The organism is Candidatus Nitrotoga sp. 1052, assembly GCF_927312905.1.
GTDB lineage: Bacteria > Pseudomonadota > Gammaproteobacteria > Burkholderiales > Gallionellaceae > Nitrotoga.
Map to the genome: position 1 here is coordinate 1 of NZ_CAKMHQ010000086.1, position 14339 is coordinate 14339.

Annotated in this window: 15 protein-coding genes and 3 pseudogenes; 11 read left to right on the forward strand and 7 right to left on the reverse strand. The window is 49.4% G+C overall.

The features are described from left to right. A partial coding sequence (locus MJ768_RS14210; RefSeq protein ID WP_239292642.1) for a hypothetical protein occupies positions 1 to 657 on the forward strand: 657 nt, incomplete at its 5' end. Positions 658 to 882: 225 nt separating this feature from the next. Here the strand turns inward: MJ768_RS14210 and MJ768_RS14215 are convergent. Next, positions 883 to 984, reverse strand: a pseudogene (locus MJ768_RS14215) (transposase); the annotation flags it as partial. A 75-nt stretch (positions 985 to 1059) separates the two neighbouring features. On the opposite strand from MJ768_RS14215, the gene MJ768_RS14220 reads away from it, so the two are divergent. The 10 genes and pseudogenes from MJ768_RS14220 to MJ768_RS14265 form a co-directional block, all read left to right on the forward strand. Beyond that, the gene (locus MJ768_RS14220; RefSeq protein ID WP_239292643.1) at positions 1060 to 1260 is read left to right on the forward strand and encodes a hypothetical protein; all 201 of its coding nucleotides are present in this window, start codon (positions 1060 to 1062) and stop codon (positions 1258 to 1260) included. Then, positions 1257 to 1511: a type II toxin-antitoxin system HigB family toxin gene (locus tag MJ768_RS14225; protein WP_239292644.1), complete on the forward strand. Its 255-nt coding sequence runs from the start codon at positions 1257 to 1259 to the stop codon at positions 1509 to 1511. Before MJ768_RS14220 ends, MJ768_RS14225 begins: the two co-directional genes overlap by 4 nt. Positions 1512 to 1876: 365 nt before the next feature. Beyond that, positions 1877 to 1966, forward strand: a pseudogene (locus MJ768_RS14230) (Txe/YoeB family addiction module toxin); the annotation flags it as partial. Positions 1967 to 2126: 160 nt separating this feature from the next. Beyond that, complete coding sequence (locus tag MJ768_RS14235) at positions 2127 to 3749, forward strand: HD-GYP domain-containing protein (RefSeq protein WP_239292645.1); 1623 nt, start codon at positions 2127 to 2129, stop codon at positions 3747 to 3749. Continuing rightward, a complete protein-coding gene (locus MJ768_RS14240) occupies positions 3746 to 5050 on the forward strand; it encodes a putative bifunctional diguanylate cyclase/phosphodiesterase (RefSeq protein WP_239292647.1) in 1305 nt (434 codons plus the stop codon). The genes MJ768_RS14235 and MJ768_RS14240 overlap by 4 nt, the downstream gene beginning before the upstream one ends. A gap of 264 nt (positions 5051 to 5314) precedes the next feature. Then, positions 5315 to 5674: an ArsR/SmtB family transcription factor gene (locus tag MJ768_RS14245; RefSeq protein ID WP_239292649.1), complete on the forward strand. Its 360-nt coding sequence runs from the start codon at positions 5315 to 5317 to the stop codon at positions 5672 to 5674. Between the two features lie 14 nt (positions 5675 to 5688). Continuing rightward, the gene (locus MJ768_RS14250; protein WP_239292651.1) at positions 5689 to 6168 is read left to right on the forward strand and encodes an arsenate reductase ArsC; all 480 of its coding nucleotides are present in this window, start codon (positions 5689 to 5691) and stop codon (positions 6166 to 6168) included. A 225-nt stretch (positions 6169 to 6393) separates the two neighbouring features. Then, entirely contained in the window at positions 6394 to 7449 is a 1056-nt protein-coding gene (gene arsB, locus MJ768_RS14255) for an ACR3 family arsenite efflux transporter (protein ID WP_239292653.1), read from the forward strand. 185 nt (positions 7450 to 7634) lie between these two features. Continuing rightward, entirely contained in the window at positions 7635 to 7772 is a 138-nt protein-coding gene (locus tag MJ768_RS14260) for a hypothetical protein (protein WP_239292655.1), read from the forward strand. Then, positions 7735 to 8019 (forward strand): annotated as a pseudogene (locus MJ768_RS14265) (transposase); the annotation flags it as partial. The gene MJ768_RS14260 and the pseudogene MJ768_RS14265, both read left to right, overlap by 38 nt. A gap of 344 nt (positions 8020 to 8363) precedes the next feature. Here the strand turns inward: MJ768_RS14265 and MJ768_RS14270 are convergent. The 6 genes from MJ768_RS14270 to MJ768_RS14290 form a co-directional block, all read right to left on the reverse strand. Further along, complete coding sequence (locus MJ768_RS14270; protein ID WP_239292657.1) at positions 8364 to 9314, reverse strand: right-handed parallel beta-helix repeat-containing protein; 951 nt, start codon at positions 9312 to 9314, stop codon at positions 8364 to 8366. A 72-nt stretch (positions 9315 to 9386) separates the two neighbouring features. Beyond that, positions 9387 to 10781 (reverse strand): S8 family peptidase, encoded by a 1395-nt coding sequence (locus tag MJ768_RS14275; RefSeq protein ID WP_239292659.1) that lies wholly within the window; start codon positions 10779 to 10781, stop codon positions 9387 to 9389. 486 nt (positions 10782 to 11267) lie between these two features. Next, complete coding sequence (locus MJ768_RS14280; RefSeq protein WP_239292661.1) at positions 11268 to 12257, reverse strand: DUF1259 domain-containing protein; 990 nt, start codon at positions 12255 to 12257, stop codon at positions 11268 to 11270. A gap of 8 nt (positions 12258 to 12265) precedes the next feature. Further along, positions 12266 to 13630: a chromate efflux transporter gene (gene chrA, locus MJ768_RS14285; protein ID WP_239292663.1), complete on the reverse strand. Its 1365-nt coding sequence runs from the start codon at positions 13628 to 13630 to the stop codon at positions 12266 to 12268. Continuing rightward, a complete protein-coding gene (locus tag MJ768_RS15210; protein WP_256449872.1) occupies positions 13617 to 13748 on the reverse strand; it encodes a hypothetical protein in 132 nt (43 codons plus the stop codon). The genes chrA and MJ768_RS15210 overlap by 14 nt, the downstream gene beginning before the upstream one ends. A 36-nt stretch (positions 13749 to 13784) precedes the next feature. Continuing rightward, positions 13785 to 14135, reverse strand: a complete 351-nt coding sequence (locus MJ768_RS14290) for a DUF3147 family protein (protein ID WP_239292665.1) — start codon at positions 14133 to 14135, stop codon at positions 13785 to 13787. Positions 14136 to 14339 lie beyond the last annotated feature (204 nt).

Genomic DNA, 14339 nt, shown 5'->3' on the forward strand with positions numbered 1-14339 from the left:
CACCCAAAGCTGAAGCAGGTGTTCAGAATGGGGTTTTTCTACAGCGTCGTTAGGCTGCACGTGACGCTTCGGTTCACTCTCGACACCAATTGCGTCGTTGCGCTCGACGAAGGTCGGCCGGAAGGTCCCGCCGTTCGCGCCCTCGCCGACGCGCACCGCACCGGTCGCGCGCACGTTGCGGTGTGCGCGATCATGGCCTCTGAGAAACAAAGGTCAGGAGGTCACTTAGAGTCATTCGATCAGTTCACCGATCGTCTGGTGCGTCTCGGTCTGGATCACTTGGTTCTCACGCTCCCGATGATGTACTGGGACATTTCTTTCTGGAATCGCTGCGCAGATGGTGATGAGGACGAGATGGAGAACCTTGAACGTCGAATACATGAAATTCTCTTTCCGGGTCTCGAGTTTCTATACAAGGATCACTGCCTTGCAAACGGCATCGACCCAGAGGCTATCCCCCCCGACAGGAAGTGGCGAAACCCCAAATGCGACATTCAAGCCTTCTGGTCGCACGCCCACGCCCGCCGCAACGTGTTCGTTTCCTCAGACGGGAACTTCCACGCTCAGACAAAGCGGACGCGACTCATTGCACTCGCAGGCGGCCACATCGAGACGCCTCAGTCAGCACTTTCCCTCCTTGAGAGCAATGCAGCCTAACGAATAAGGTTAGATCGTGCGAGCGAAGCGAAGCCACGATCTGAAACGTTTGTTGGACAAGCTCGGTCCCTGAGTGCGGGTCAGGCCTCATAGAAAATATTTCTTTTGGAGTTACCTTGGATTGAAGTCCTGCCAGAAACTTCGAGGGCAGGTCTAGCATTGTAGTGCATGCACGCGAGGTCACTAGCTAAGCACACAGCCTTATGCAATCTTTATGACCCCGCAAGAGTGATAGCGAAACGTTACCCGGCCTTGCTGGCAGGACAGGATGTCTTTTCCCTGTATCACTTCCCGATACAGATAACGCCCGAGGTAAATCAGTGCCTGTCGGATGGAAAAAAATGCCAATAATCACCGAGAGAGTTATAATTTCCATGCAATCAACTTTTTGTGAGCATAGTTATGGCGACTGTAGAAACGATAGAAGAACAAATCGCGGAGTTAGATAACGCTTCGTTTTCCAAGCTGCGTGATTGGTTTCTTGAATTCGACCAATCAAGATGGGACAAGCAAATTGAAGTCGATTCAAATGCAGGAAAGTTAGATTTCCTCATAAACGCGGCACTTGATGAGCATCGAGCCGGAAAAACGAGAGACCTTTGAAACACAAAACAGCTTCCAGTTTCTGGATATGTTATGAAAAGCTTCCACCGGAAATTCGTGGACTTGCAGACAAGAATTTCAAATTACTCAAAGCAGACTCTACTCATCCATCTTTACAGTTCAAGAAAGTCGGCAAGGTTTGGTCTGCTCGTGTCGGCTCACATTACCGCGCAGTTGCCACACCAATTGAGAGTGGTTTCCTTTGGGTTTGGATTGGCACTCATGCCGAATATGATAAGTTGCTTGCCTAACGAGTAAGGTTAGATTGTGATCGCGAAGCGAGCCACAATCTGAACCGCTTGTTGGACAAGTCCGGTGAGGCTGCTGTGAATCTAGACCTCTCTTGGCACATATTTACTTGCTTTCCGTGCCTGACATGCGCGAATCCATAAAGACAGGTATGAATGAGCTTCTAACAAAAGGTGAAAAGGAGCTTAAGTGGTGAGAGTTGGGAGGTTCTCTATGCCAAGCAATCACTCAAAGATGCAGAGAAGCTTGCTGCAAGCGATCTCAAGACAAAGGTGCAAGATTTGTTAGCAGTGCTTGCCAATGATCATTTCAAAATCCACCGCCCTTCGAAAAATTAGTCGGAGATCTTGCCGGTGCTTACTCACGCCGCATCAATATTCAGCACCATATCGTGTATGAAATCTTTCCAAAAGAAAGAACCGTTCACGTTCTACGTATGTGGACGCATTATGAATGAGCAAGCTCATTATTCGGTAGTACAGATTGATGAGCTACTGGCGGCATTAAATCCGGACAATTTATAGGTCACATAAACGGGGAACGTCTCTCCAACGGCATTCGTCATTGGAATAGGACTGAGGTGTTTTTCGGAAAGAATCTGCGTTACACTTAGCCGCATGAAAACAGAGATCCCTTCCAACAAACTCAAGGTCGGCATGTTTGTCTCTGATCTTGATCGATCATGGGTTGGCACACCCTTCCTGCTTCAGGGTTTCCTGATCGAGAATGATGAACAGATCAAGCAATTGCAAGAGTATTGTAAATTCGTTGTAATCGAATGGGATAAATCAGTACAAGGACTTCAAACAGCGAAATCTGCCTCTAAAAGGAAAGCGGAGCCAGAAAGACGCGACTCCATCACCCCACCGTCCACAAGCTTTAGCCATGTTCCCGACGGCGCCAGTCAAACTTCTATCGCCGACCATTCAGCACCTGAGCCAGTCAAGAAAAAGCCAGCTGACGTGCCAGCCCCTGTCGCCCTGAATGCTAAAGATGCGGTGCCAGAACCGACAGAATTGGGCCATTTAACCCCCGCCGCCACAACCCCACAGAACTTAAACAAATATCTCCACGCGACTCCGGAAACGCAGGTTAAAGCGGGATTGCTGGCCTCATTTTCCGGCAAAATAAAAGATTTGTTTAAAACAAAATCAGATTTTAAAGATAAATCTCACGCTCAAAAAAAAGCTTTCGATTCTGATCAGCCCCCTGCAACACCGGAAGTGCGCATTGCGAATGCCAAGCGACCCGGCTTTATTCCTGCCGGCGTCGAGTTAACAATATATAACGATGCCAGACCTGTCGAAGAAGAGCTTGCTCCAGCTGGCAAGGCTTATGCGCTCACAGAAAAAGTACTGGATAGCCTTGTTCAAGACATACGCGCCGACAAAAATCTCGACATCGAAGAAGTGGAGGTGGTGATTCAGGAAGTAGTGGACAGCATGGTGCGAAATCCTAATGCGCTGATGTTGATCATGCGATTACGTCAACAGGACAATGTCAGCTATGGGTATGCGCTCCAAACCGCCGTTTATCTGATTGCGCTGGGTCGACATATAGGCTTGCCTAAAGACTTTCTCGAGCGGCTGGGTATCACCGGATTATTGCTTGATATTGGAAATATAAAGTTACCGGGCGAACTGTTGCAAAAAAATGACCGGCTGACTTTGGAAGAATTTGAAATAATTAAAGGCCACGTACGTTTGGGCCTTGAAATCCTTAAAGAGACGCCTAATCTGCATGCTGACATTCTGGAAGGTATCGCCCAACACCATGAGCGAGAAAACGGGAGCGGCTACCCCGCAGGAATATCTAAAGGTGAAATCAGCCTATTCGGACGCATGGCTGCAATCGTTAATTCATTTACCGCGCTGACCCATACCCGTTTTCATACCAAAGCCGTGTCAGCCTATGAAGCATTGAAAAGCATAAGCACGATGAGCGGCGAGTATTATCTTGACTCCATGGTCGAGCAATTCATCCAAACAATCGGCATTTTTCCGGTTGGCTCCTTGGTTGAACTGTCCTCTGGCGAAGTCGCCGTTATCATCAGCCAGAGCAAGGTACGCCGACTGAAACCACGCGTACTGATCATTAGTGGCCCAGACAAAAGTCCGGCGCCGCATCCTGCCACACTAGATTTACTTTGTCAGCCCGAAACGACGGCGGCGGTTCATATTCTGCGCGGCCTGCCAACTGGCGCTTTCGATCTCGATATCCGAGAATATTACATGGCATGATCGGCCACAGCCCCCCTCCGCCGCATCAATCCACCACCACGGCGACACAGCACCAGTTAACCCACAATCAGCTGGTCAATTTCCTGCGTGATGAAATCGGTAAAACCGAAGCCAGCGCAACAGCCGTGCTAATCATGAAATTGAGGCGAACCAAACGACTGGATGCCATCATCGGCGACACATCCACACAATCGATCATAAATTACACCGATCAGCGTCTTGATAGTCTGTTGCGTGACGCTGATCGCTATGCACACTTTTCTGACGAACAGATATGTCTTGTTTTGTCCGGCCTTGCCAATAATGCTCAAAGCATACTGGCAGCGACCAAGATTCTTTCAGAATTGCATAAGCCCTTCATTGCCGATGATAGTCCGGTAATGCTGCGTCCACATATCGGCATTGCCAATTTTCCAGAACTTGGCCGTGATGCAGGTCAATTATTGATGTATGCCGACATCGCATCAGACATCGCCGCAACCAATGAACAGGGATATTACGTCTATCAGCCCGAGGATCGAATCGAGACAGAAGCTTATAGCGGTCTCGACATTGAACTCGGCCATGCCATCAAAGCAAACGAGTTACACGTTCACTACCAGCCGCAGGTCAATATCCAGACCGGACGCTGTGTCTCCATTGAAGCTCTAGTGCGCTGGACAGCACCAGGGCAACGTGTTATCGATCCGAGCACATTGATCGGCATTGCGGAGAACGCCGGCCTGATTAACACTTTGACCCTATGGATACTTAATACTGCACTGCGCCATACGGCCGCTTTCTTGAAGGCTGGCATTGACATAGGCATAAGCGTCAATCTTCCGCCCAAAATGCTCGAAGACAAGGAACTTCCGCAAATAGTTCAGCAAGCACTCGATATGTGGGGCATACCCGCATCGAACCTAACCCTTGAGATCACGGAGAGTTTGATAATTGATGATTATGAATCCTCCCTCACAATGTTATCCAGACTGAGAGAGCTTGGCATTCGCCTGTCAATTGACGACTTCGGCACCGGCTATTCATCGCTGGCGTACGTTAAGCACTTCCCGGTGCAGGAACTGAAAATCGATATACTTTTCATTCAGAACATACATAAATCACGCGAGGACAAACATCTCGTCCGTACCATTATTGATCTGGCCAAAAATTTCAATCTGATCACAGTGGCTGAGGGGGTGGAAGACCAGGAAACATTCGACCTGTTACGCGATCTCGGCTGCGATCTGGTGCAGGGCTTTCTGTACAGCCGCGCACTGTCTGACACAGATTTTATCAGTTGGTATCGTCAACGCACCTGAGTCCTGCATACAATATCCCTAGGTACCTCTATTAGTAAAAATTCCTAAGCGAGACAAGGTGCGCCAGAAATTTTCGCGCGCGCATATATTTGATATGTAAGCGATAAAATTTACTGATCAACACAGTATCGCGACGGAGTTTGGATTTATAGAGGTGCCGTATGGATTCTGCGGTAGGTTCATTGTCAGCTCCTCTTTACAATCGAATCTCGAATAAAAACAGACAATATTGCAACTATTCAACTATCGTTGTAGTATTGTTATATGGATAAACTTACTGCAACTTCAGTATTCGAATCGCTTTCTTCCGGGGTGCGGCTGGACGTGTTTCGGTTGTTGGTCAAAAAAGGGCTGGACGGTATGGTGGCGGGCGAAATCGCAACAACGCTTGAACTGCCGCCCACCAATCTTTCCTTCCATCTGAAAGCATTGACGCATGCACGCCTTTTAACAGTCCAACAGGAGGGTCGTTACCAGCGTTATCGCGCCAATATCCCCTTGATGCTGGATCTTATTACTTACCTGACCGAAGAATGCTGTTCCGGCAATCCTCAGCAGTGTATTGATTTGCTAACGGCATCAGCCTGTTCCGCAAGCGTACTCCTACCGATTCCCCCAGCTTAATTGAAGCCCTGAACATGAACGTACTCTTTCTCTGCACTGGCAACTCCTGCCGTTCCATCCTCGGCGAAGCCACCTTCAACCATCTTGCGCCAGCTGGTTGGCACGCCATAAGCGCGGGCAGCAAGCCCACCGGCAAAGTGCACCCGCGTTCGCTGGCATTGCTGGCGAGCGAAGGCATCGCCACCGAAGGTTATTACAGCAAGTCTTGGGAGAATCTACCCACCGCGCCCGATATAGTCATCACCGTTTGTGCCAGTGCGGCGGGAGAAATTTGCCCGGCCTACCTCGGCCCAGTGCTGCGCACCCATTGGGGCGTGGAAGACCCAGCGCATGCTACGGGCACGGATGAAGAGATTGATGCGGCGTTCATGAAGGCTTACCGCATCCTGCGTGCCCGCATCAAAGCATTTTTTGCACTGGATTTGGATGTGCTGAAGCATGACAAGGCCGCGCTCAAGGCCGAAATGGACAAGATTGCCAACATTGCTGCTTAAGGCAGTGTCATACCGTCGTAAATCATTATGCACAACTTTATGCGGTTGCTCCCATGCTAAGGATGAGCCTGTTGGCGTAGCACGCTTACTGGAACTAACTGCCGGATAAATTTTCGTCCCAAAGGGAGCCTGTCATGAGAAAAAATCAATACAAGGCGCTGCTATTACGTGCTGACAATTTTAAAGAGAAGCTCGCCGAAATCTGACATATCAAGGAATAACACCATGAGCATTTTCGAGCGCTACCTGACAGTTTGGGTATTTCTGTGCATCGTCGTCGGGGTGGTGTTGGGACAACTGGTCCCTGCACCGTTTCACTGGCTGGGTGAATTGAAGATCGCCAAGGTCAACATCCCCGTCGGACTGCTGATCTGGGTAATGATCATCCCCATGCTGTTGCGCATAGACTTCATGGCCTTGCACGAAGTGCGCAAATACTGGCGCGGCATCGGGGTCACACTCTTCGTCAACTGGGCGGTTAAACCTTTTTCCATGGCGTTGCTTGGCTGGTTGTTCATCCGGCAATTGTTCGCACCGTATCTGCCAGCGGAGCAACTCGACAGCTACATTGCAGGCCTCATACTGCTTGCCGCCGCACCCTGCACCGCGATGGTGTTCGTGTGGAGTCGGCTAGTGAACGGTGAGCCGCTATTCACCCTGAGCCAAGTCGCGCTCAACGATGCCATTATGGTGTTCGCCTTTGCGCCGCTGGTGGCGCTGTTGCTGGGCATCTCATCCATCATCGTGCCTTGGGATACGCTGCTGGTGTCGGTGGTGTTATACATCGTGCTCCCCGTTTTGGTGGCACAGGTATGGCGCAAGTTCCTGTTGGCACGCGGCGGAATTGCGGCGCTGAATCTTGCCCTGTCCAAGCTGAATCCGCTCTCCATCTCTGCACTGTTGCTCACGCTGGTATTGTTGTTCGCCTTTCAGGGCAAAGCCATCGTCGAGCAACCGTTCATTATCGTGATGCTCGCCGTGCCCATCATCATTCAGGTTTATTTCAATTCCGGTTTGGCCTATTGGCTGAATCGCTGCTTCGGTGAAGCGCACTGCGTAGCGGGTCCGTCGGCACTGATCGGTGCGAGCAACTTCTTCGAATTGGCAGTCGCTGCCGCCATCAGCCTGTTCGGCTTCGAATCCGGCGCGGCACTTGCCACCGTGGTCGGCGTGTTGATAGAGGTACCGGTGATGCTGTCCGTGGTGTATCTGGTCAAGCGCAGCCATGGCTGGTACGAAGCGGGAAACAGACAGGAGACCAAACCTGACCGGCCGGACTGAAGTAATACAAGCAAAAGTCAAACTTCACGCGAGAAGACTCAGACCCATGACCACGCCTCAATACGCAACGTACCTTTCACTCCGGGGCGAGTCTTCTGTGCGATGGGGATATCAAATGCAATACCTGCCTCACCCTTGAGTTCGCGAGTGGATGTGTCAACACTTGGTTTGCCGGGGTTGTTCTCTTGGTAGCCGTACTTGATGCGCCAGCCTCCGAGCGCAGCCTTATCGGGGAACGCCTCGACCAGGATGAGCTCGCGCAGGATGTACCCGCCCTTGTAGTGGCATCTTGGACTCGATCCGGTGGAACGACAGTCGGGTAGTTCGGTGCTGGGACGCGCGCAAATATCTAAGGCCGGCCCCGCCAGAATACGCGCCGTGCTCTATATGGCTGCCGTCGTGGGACCACGCTACAACCCACACGTCAAAGCCGTTTATGAACGCCTGCTTGCCCGAGGCAAGTCCAAGATGTCCTCCCTCGGTGCCGCAATGCGCAAGCTGGTGCATTTGTGCTTTGGTGTACTCAAAACTCAACAGCCGTATCAACACGATTACTTGAAAAATGCTTGACGTTAGAGACGGTATCTACCGAGCTGAAATGTTTCCTTGGATACGTGTTGAACGGTCGGAGTATGTAGTCCCGAACCTGGGATTTTATTTCATTTTACGATGATACTTTCGCCTTCCATCATCCCCATGATAAATGAGCATTCGCAAGTGATAAGCACTGATTCGAGGGTAGGTTAAAAGCCGATCCAGCGAGTCGGACTCGCTGACAAATTTGCATAAATGATATATTAAGCGCCAAACAGAACCTTTAACCGAGGATAAACCATCAATTTAGATTGCACTGGCACCGATCATGATTTGGTGTAAAAATTTAGCATCGTTACACCAAGTCTGTGAAAGTTCTATTAATTTTGTACAACAGTTTGAGTTGGTAAGACTTCGGAATTAATATTTCCGGAAATACGATTGTTACCGAAGGAAATTATGGAACCCCCTGCTGATAAAAATAATCCTTGAGTATTGCTAGTTACGGTCACGTTTGACATCCTCACTACCGCATTCGCACCAACCGCTTGGATAGCTCCATTAGCACCTGTGGTAGATGTATTACCAGAAGCAACAGAGCTTTCAATAGTTAAAGTTACATTACGACCACCGTTGGAATTGGCAGCAAAGCCCGCGCCAGTAGTAGTGCCTGTAACAATGCTATTTCGTATTATTGCTGTCGTGCCATCTGTGACGACAATTCCACGGAAATTGCCCTCAGCTTTTGTATTGTTAAATGAAGCTGTTGCTGAGCCTGATGCACCAGGGGTAACAACAGCTCCACCATAAGCATTATTTTTAAAGCTAACATTATTAACAAACAAAGCACTTGCTGCGGAGGGCGTAAATGACAAACCTATGCCTGTAAATCTACTAATCATGCAGTTTTCTACATACAGTTTACCGCCCGTTGTGAATACAATACCATTAGTGCCTACATCTGCACCGTCAATGGTTAAGCCACGTAAAATTACGACATCACTAGCCCCTGCTGCAATCGTAATGGCATTGACACCTGAAGGAGCTACAATACTACCGAGTGCGCCTACTGCATTGATGGTAATTCCTTTATTAATGGTTACAACACCCAGCTCACCAGGGCTATCAATACTTATTTCACCGCCCGCAGCCGTTTGGGTTAGTGCAAAAGCGAGTGTTTTACAAGGAGCTATAAAAGAGCATGCTCCCGAGTCACTGCCAAAACCAGAAACCCATGTCTGCGTAGGCAACGCATACGCAGCACTACTTACAAAAAATTGCAACGCAACAAATGAAACCAATCCTTGAAAACGCAAATTACGATTATTCACAAATTTCTCCTTTGATTAATAATATAAAAAAATAAAACACGGTAACAAATGTAAACGCTGTGGCTGATCTATTTAATCTTCTTCAGGCATTAATTCTAAAATATTTAGTTGGGAACGTCTTGTTGAGCGGTCAGATAACGCAGTCACCGATTTATATAAATCAAGCCTAGGGAAAGTCAAGCCGTTCCTTGCATCTAATACTGATACGCCATTAGCTTTTAAGTAAGCCTCAATATCTCCAACTGTAGCGCTAGGGTTGACTGCCCGCATGACCGCAAATGCCCCGGTTACGTGTGGGGTAGCCATAGAAGTTCCAGCCATATCTCCGTATCCCCCTCCAACAATAGAAGATGTAATCACCTCACCTGGAGCTAAAATATCGACCAATGATGAGCTATTAGAGAAATAGCTTATGCTGTCATTTGAATCAAATGTGCTGCCGGTGGTAATCGCCGCTGAGATACATCCAGGCCAACTTACAGCATTGGACGCACTATTATTTCCGGAGGCGATCACTGTCGCAATACCGGCGCTCCTTAAATCAGCAATAGTTACAGTTCCAGATAAAGCATCACACGCAGATGTATATAAACCACCTCCGAGGCTTAAATTTATCGCCGCAATGTTGTTAGTGGTCGAGTCATTTAGAACCCACTCTAACGCTGCAATGATATCGGAGGTGTTAGCCCTTAAACACTGCACTCCACCGCCGCAATAGCTTGCTGAGAACGCTGAAAATACCTGTACTGCGACTATATTTGCGCCAGGGGCTACTCCGCTCATACTTCCGTTAGCGCCTGCTGATATGCCCGCCACATGTGTACCATGATCGCAACTGGATATTCCTGTACGTGAGCAATCATTCGCAGCATTAGTCCCACTTTGTACGTTTTGCCCATTTGGACACAAACTGGTTGACCACGAAGTGTTAGACGAAAAACAAGCCTCCTCAACTAGTCTATTAGAATAAAATGGATGCCCAGGATCAACACCGGTATCGAGAATTGCTACAGCTTGGTTACTACCCGTAAATCCAGCGTTATGCGCTAAATCAGCGCGGATGTGAGGAATGGACTGCATCAGGGTGGGTGGCACAGGGATATCTTCCTCGATCTTCTCAAAAATTCCGCTTTTAACAAGGCCTTCTAAGGCATGGCCATCTACCTCAAAAACCAATACGCCTAATCGAGGAAATTCTCTTTGGGCTTTCATGCCGCGACTTTCCAATAAGTCACGTGCATCAATAAATCCTTGGGGTACAATTTTAGAACGCGGACTTCCTCTTTCTATGTTTTTAATCTTGGCAATTACTCTGACCTTTTCTCCCCTGTCAGTCTTTTCTTTTAGTGCATTATAATTCTCTACGATATTAGTTCCTGGGACACTATTTATGCTTGGTTCATTCGCGCTAGTACCCGAAGAAAACAGCAAAGACAACGCTATCAAATAACAAACTCTAATATTCATATGCTCCCCCAATAAATTTACTATCTATTTCACCATAATGCATAACGATTGAAGTGAGCCGCGCCCGCCTTCCAGGCGTTGGACACGCCTGGAAGGCGGGCGTACTCGACTGACTTGTTATGTTTTAATGTCATGGCCGTATACCGGACAAAACTTAATTTCTGATTTTAAATTACGACCCCATCTCAATGAACGGGAAAATATCCTTGTTGCACTTACTACAAATTATCTTATAGCTTGCTTGACGATCACACACAAAATATTCCACCGCCTAGATTTAGAACGATTGATACAAATACAATGTTTTTATACGGTGTATTTTGCGACGCAAAACAATTAAGCATACTGTAGATTATCCAAAGATGCCACGAGGATGACTGAGAATTTTTTTTTAGTGCTTCTTTGTATGAGTGACTTTTTTTCATGAGGCAGATTCAACTCTGAAGTGCAACTTTTATAAGTGAATTTCACTGACAGCATAGTGAATTATTTTCGTAGGTTAGCCTGGACACTCAACACTTTTTTAATTGCCGTGGCAAGATCGACTGCCTTGCCCTTACCCCAGTAATGCAGGAACAAGTAGTGCGGCCGCTCCTGCGTCATATGCTGGTGGATCGCCACAATATTGATATCTTCGGCCCGCATGGTCTTCAAGATTGGTTGCAGTTCGTCTTCGAGCATTGCGAAATCGCCATCGACAACCGCTTCATCATCAGAGCCGGCAAATGCAGCCCAAGTATTAACACCCATTTGATTGGCCACAACGATGCCATGCATTTTGGCTTCACGACCCATTACGACTTTGAACATCCCGTTGTTTGCCTGACCCTTCATGCCAAACACCGCTTCCAAAGGAGCGGGGCTGATCTTGTTGTCACTGGCGATCGCCCCCGGAAATGCTGTGGCAGGCGGAGGACGAGCAGCACGAATTTCGGCAATCTTGTCATAGACTTTCTTTACACCGGTTGCCAACTGATCGATGCTGCCCATGCCGCTGATGTGCATGAAGTAGACCCTGGGTTGATCGAAGAAGAAATGATTGTGGAGCGCGGTGACTTCAAGACCGGCATTCAAGGCAGCGCTTATGGCCGGATTGACCTCATCCTCGAACACAACCGTATCGCCCATCATCATCGCTTGTCCATTATGGGCCGGGGTAAAAGCAGCCCATGACGTGAGACCCATAAAGGTCGGCATGGCCCATTGGTCGACCTGGATTTTGACGTCGCTGCGCGGCCTGGATACCTTGAAAACATTTTCTTCCTTGGAAAAACTTCCTTTGAGACCGGTCAACTGCTCGATCTTTGCTGTATCCAAAACGCTCGCTGTATCCGCTGCATGGGCCATAGCCAAATTGAAAGCGAGTGCGGCCGTAACGATGAAGCGTCTACAGAAAATGATACGTAACATGGGAATCTCCTTGTATTGTGTAAAGGAAAGCGGGATCTTCGGGCGTTCACGGGTAATCCACTTCATAATTCACCTCACAGAATTAGAGTTTGCAGGATCAGACCGACCGCCGCGCAGGCGGCGATCACTTCGATGACATTCCGCTTGAAGCGGAACAAAGCGACGGCTGCTGCCAGCGCGATGACTGCAGAGATCCCATCGAAGGTTCCGGCAAATCCTTGCGGCCACAGTACGTGGTAGAGGAAAAACAGAGCCAGATTGAGAATTACTCCTACCACGGCGGCAGTGATAGCCGTCAGCGGCGCCGTGAATTTGAGGTCGCCGTGCGTGGATTCGACCAAAGGGCCACCCGCCAGGATGAACAGAAATGACGGCAGGAAGGTGAACCACGTCACCAGCGTGGCCGCCACCGCACCGGCGAGGAACAGGGAGTCTGGACCGAACAGCACTTTCACGTAACCACCGACAAAGCCGACGAAGGCCACCACCATGATGAGCGGCCCTGGTGTCGTTTCACCGAGCGCCAAACCGTCGATCATCTGCGTGGGCGTGAGCCAGCCATAATATCCGACCGCTCCCTGGTATACGTAAGGCAGCACCGCATAGGCTCCGCCAAAGGTCAGCAATGCTGCCTTGGTGAAGAACCAGCCCATTTGCGTAAGTGTGTGATGCCAGCCGTAGACGGCATTCAGTAACCCCATCGGCACAGCCCACAACAAGCCGCCAACGACGGCAACCTTGACCAGCTTGCTCCAACGGAAGCGGGCGTGCTCAGGCGTTGGCGTGTCATCATCGATCAGGGTTGGACCAAAGGATTTGTCGGCCTTGCCATGGCCGCCACCTGCCTTGAACTTGTCCGGTGCGATGCGGCCTCCAAGGTAGCCGATGATGGCCGCCCCTGCCACGATGGCAGGGAACGGCACATTGAGGACAAAGATCGCGACGAAGGACGCAGCAGCAATTCCCCAAAGCACATTGTTCTTGAGTGCTCGCGAGCCGATGCGATACGCCGCTTGAGCCACGATGGCCGTTACGGCGGGCTTTACGCCATAGAACAGCCCTGCGACCAATGGCAAATTACCAAAGGCAATATAGACCCACGATAGCGCAATCAGAATCAGCAACGAAGGAAGCACGAACAGAGCCCCAGCGACAATACCACCCCAAGTGCGGTGCATCAGCCAGCCGATGTAGGTGGCGAGCTGCTGCGCTTCCGGACCCGGCAAGAGCATGCAGTAGTTCAGCGCGTGCAGAAATCGCCGCTCGGAAATCCAACGTCGGTTCACGACCAGTTCCTGGTGCATGAGGGATATTTGTCCAGCCGGGCCACCGAAGCTGATGAAGCCGAGCTTGAACCAAAAAGCAAAGGCTTGCCGGAAACTCACCGGCTGAGGTTGAGCATCGGTGCACTCGATGGCGCGCGCATCAGGTTGATTCATGAGTTGGCACTCCTTTGCCGAAGGCAGTGAGCAAACCGTCGAAAACGCCGCTCACGCTCGCCAACAATTGATCATCGTCGGGGATGGCTGCACGCAACCCGGCAAGCACGCTTTCCACACCGGTGTCTCCCCGATACAGTGTTAGGTAAACAATTCATAGGTTAACCCCCGTACGGCGCAGCAATAGCAGGACAGCGATGTAACAGCCAGCAGTTGCTACCATAGACAAACCAAGACTAACCCAGAAACTCAAACCATGTTTAAGCAGTAGCGGAAGCAATAAAAATAGAAGTAGCGAAGGAAGGACAAGCCAAAAAATTTGGCTTGATAGATCGGCAATTTTATCTGGAGAGGATGTCTCCATGTGAAGCCAAACAAAGGCTAGCAATGAAGTTAGCGGAAGGGATGCCACCAAGGCTGCAAATCCGGTAGATCGCTTGGCGATTTCAGAAACGGCAACGATAAGCAATGCCGAAATGATAACCTTGATTACATAGTAGAGCATTGGATTGGAGGCTTATTTGTTTGCCGATATATAACACGAATAGCTCGATAAGAGCAGCCTCTACGTGCTGAAACATAAACACAAAGCGGCCGATCTGGTGGTATGGGAAGGGCTCAGTCATCGTAATGGGGGTGTACAACCACCCCTACCAGTATTTTCCAATTCAGGTATGAGCCTGAAGCGGTTACGGACTTGGTGATTTGA

Coding starts and splice junctions, on each gene's coding strand:
- MJ768_RS14275 (WP_239292659.1), bottom strand. CDS start 10,781: ATGAATATTAGAGTTTGTTATTTGATAGCGTTGTCTTTGCTGTTTTCT.
- MJ768_RS14290 (WP_239292665.1), bottom strand. CDS start 14,135: ATGCTCTACTATGTAATCAAGGTTATCATTTCGGCATTGCTTATCGTT.
- MJ768_RS14220 (WP_239292643.1), top strand. CDS start 1,060: ATGGCGACTGTAGAAACGATAGAAGAACAAATCGCGGAGTTAGATAAC.
- MJ768_RS14245 (WP_239292649.1), top strand. CDS start 5,315: ATGGATAAACTTACTGCAACTTCAGTATTCGAATCGCTTTCTTCCGGG.
- MJ768_RS14235 (WP_239292645.1), top strand. CDS start 2,127: ATGAAAACAGAGATCCCTTCCAACAAACTCAAGGTCGGCATGTTTGTC.
- MJ768_RS14250 (WP_239292651.1), top strand. CDS start 5,689: ATGAACGTACTCTTTCTCTGCACTGGCAACTCCTGCCGTTCCATCCTC.
- chrA (WP_239292663.1), bottom strand. CDS start 13,630: ATGAATCAACCTGATGCGCGCGCCATCGAGTGCACCGATGCTCAACCT.
- MJ768_RS14280 (WP_239292661.1), bottom strand. CDS start 12,257: ATGAAGTGGATTACCCGTGAACGCCCGAAGATCCCGCTTTCCTTTACA.
- MJ768_RS14240 (WP_239292647.1), top strand. CDS start 3,746: ATGATCGGCCACAGCCCCCCTCCGCCGCATCAATCCACCACCACGGCG.
- arsB (WP_239292653.1), top strand. CDS start 6,394: ATGAGCATTTTCGAGCGCTACCTGACAGTTTGGGTATTTCTGTGCATC.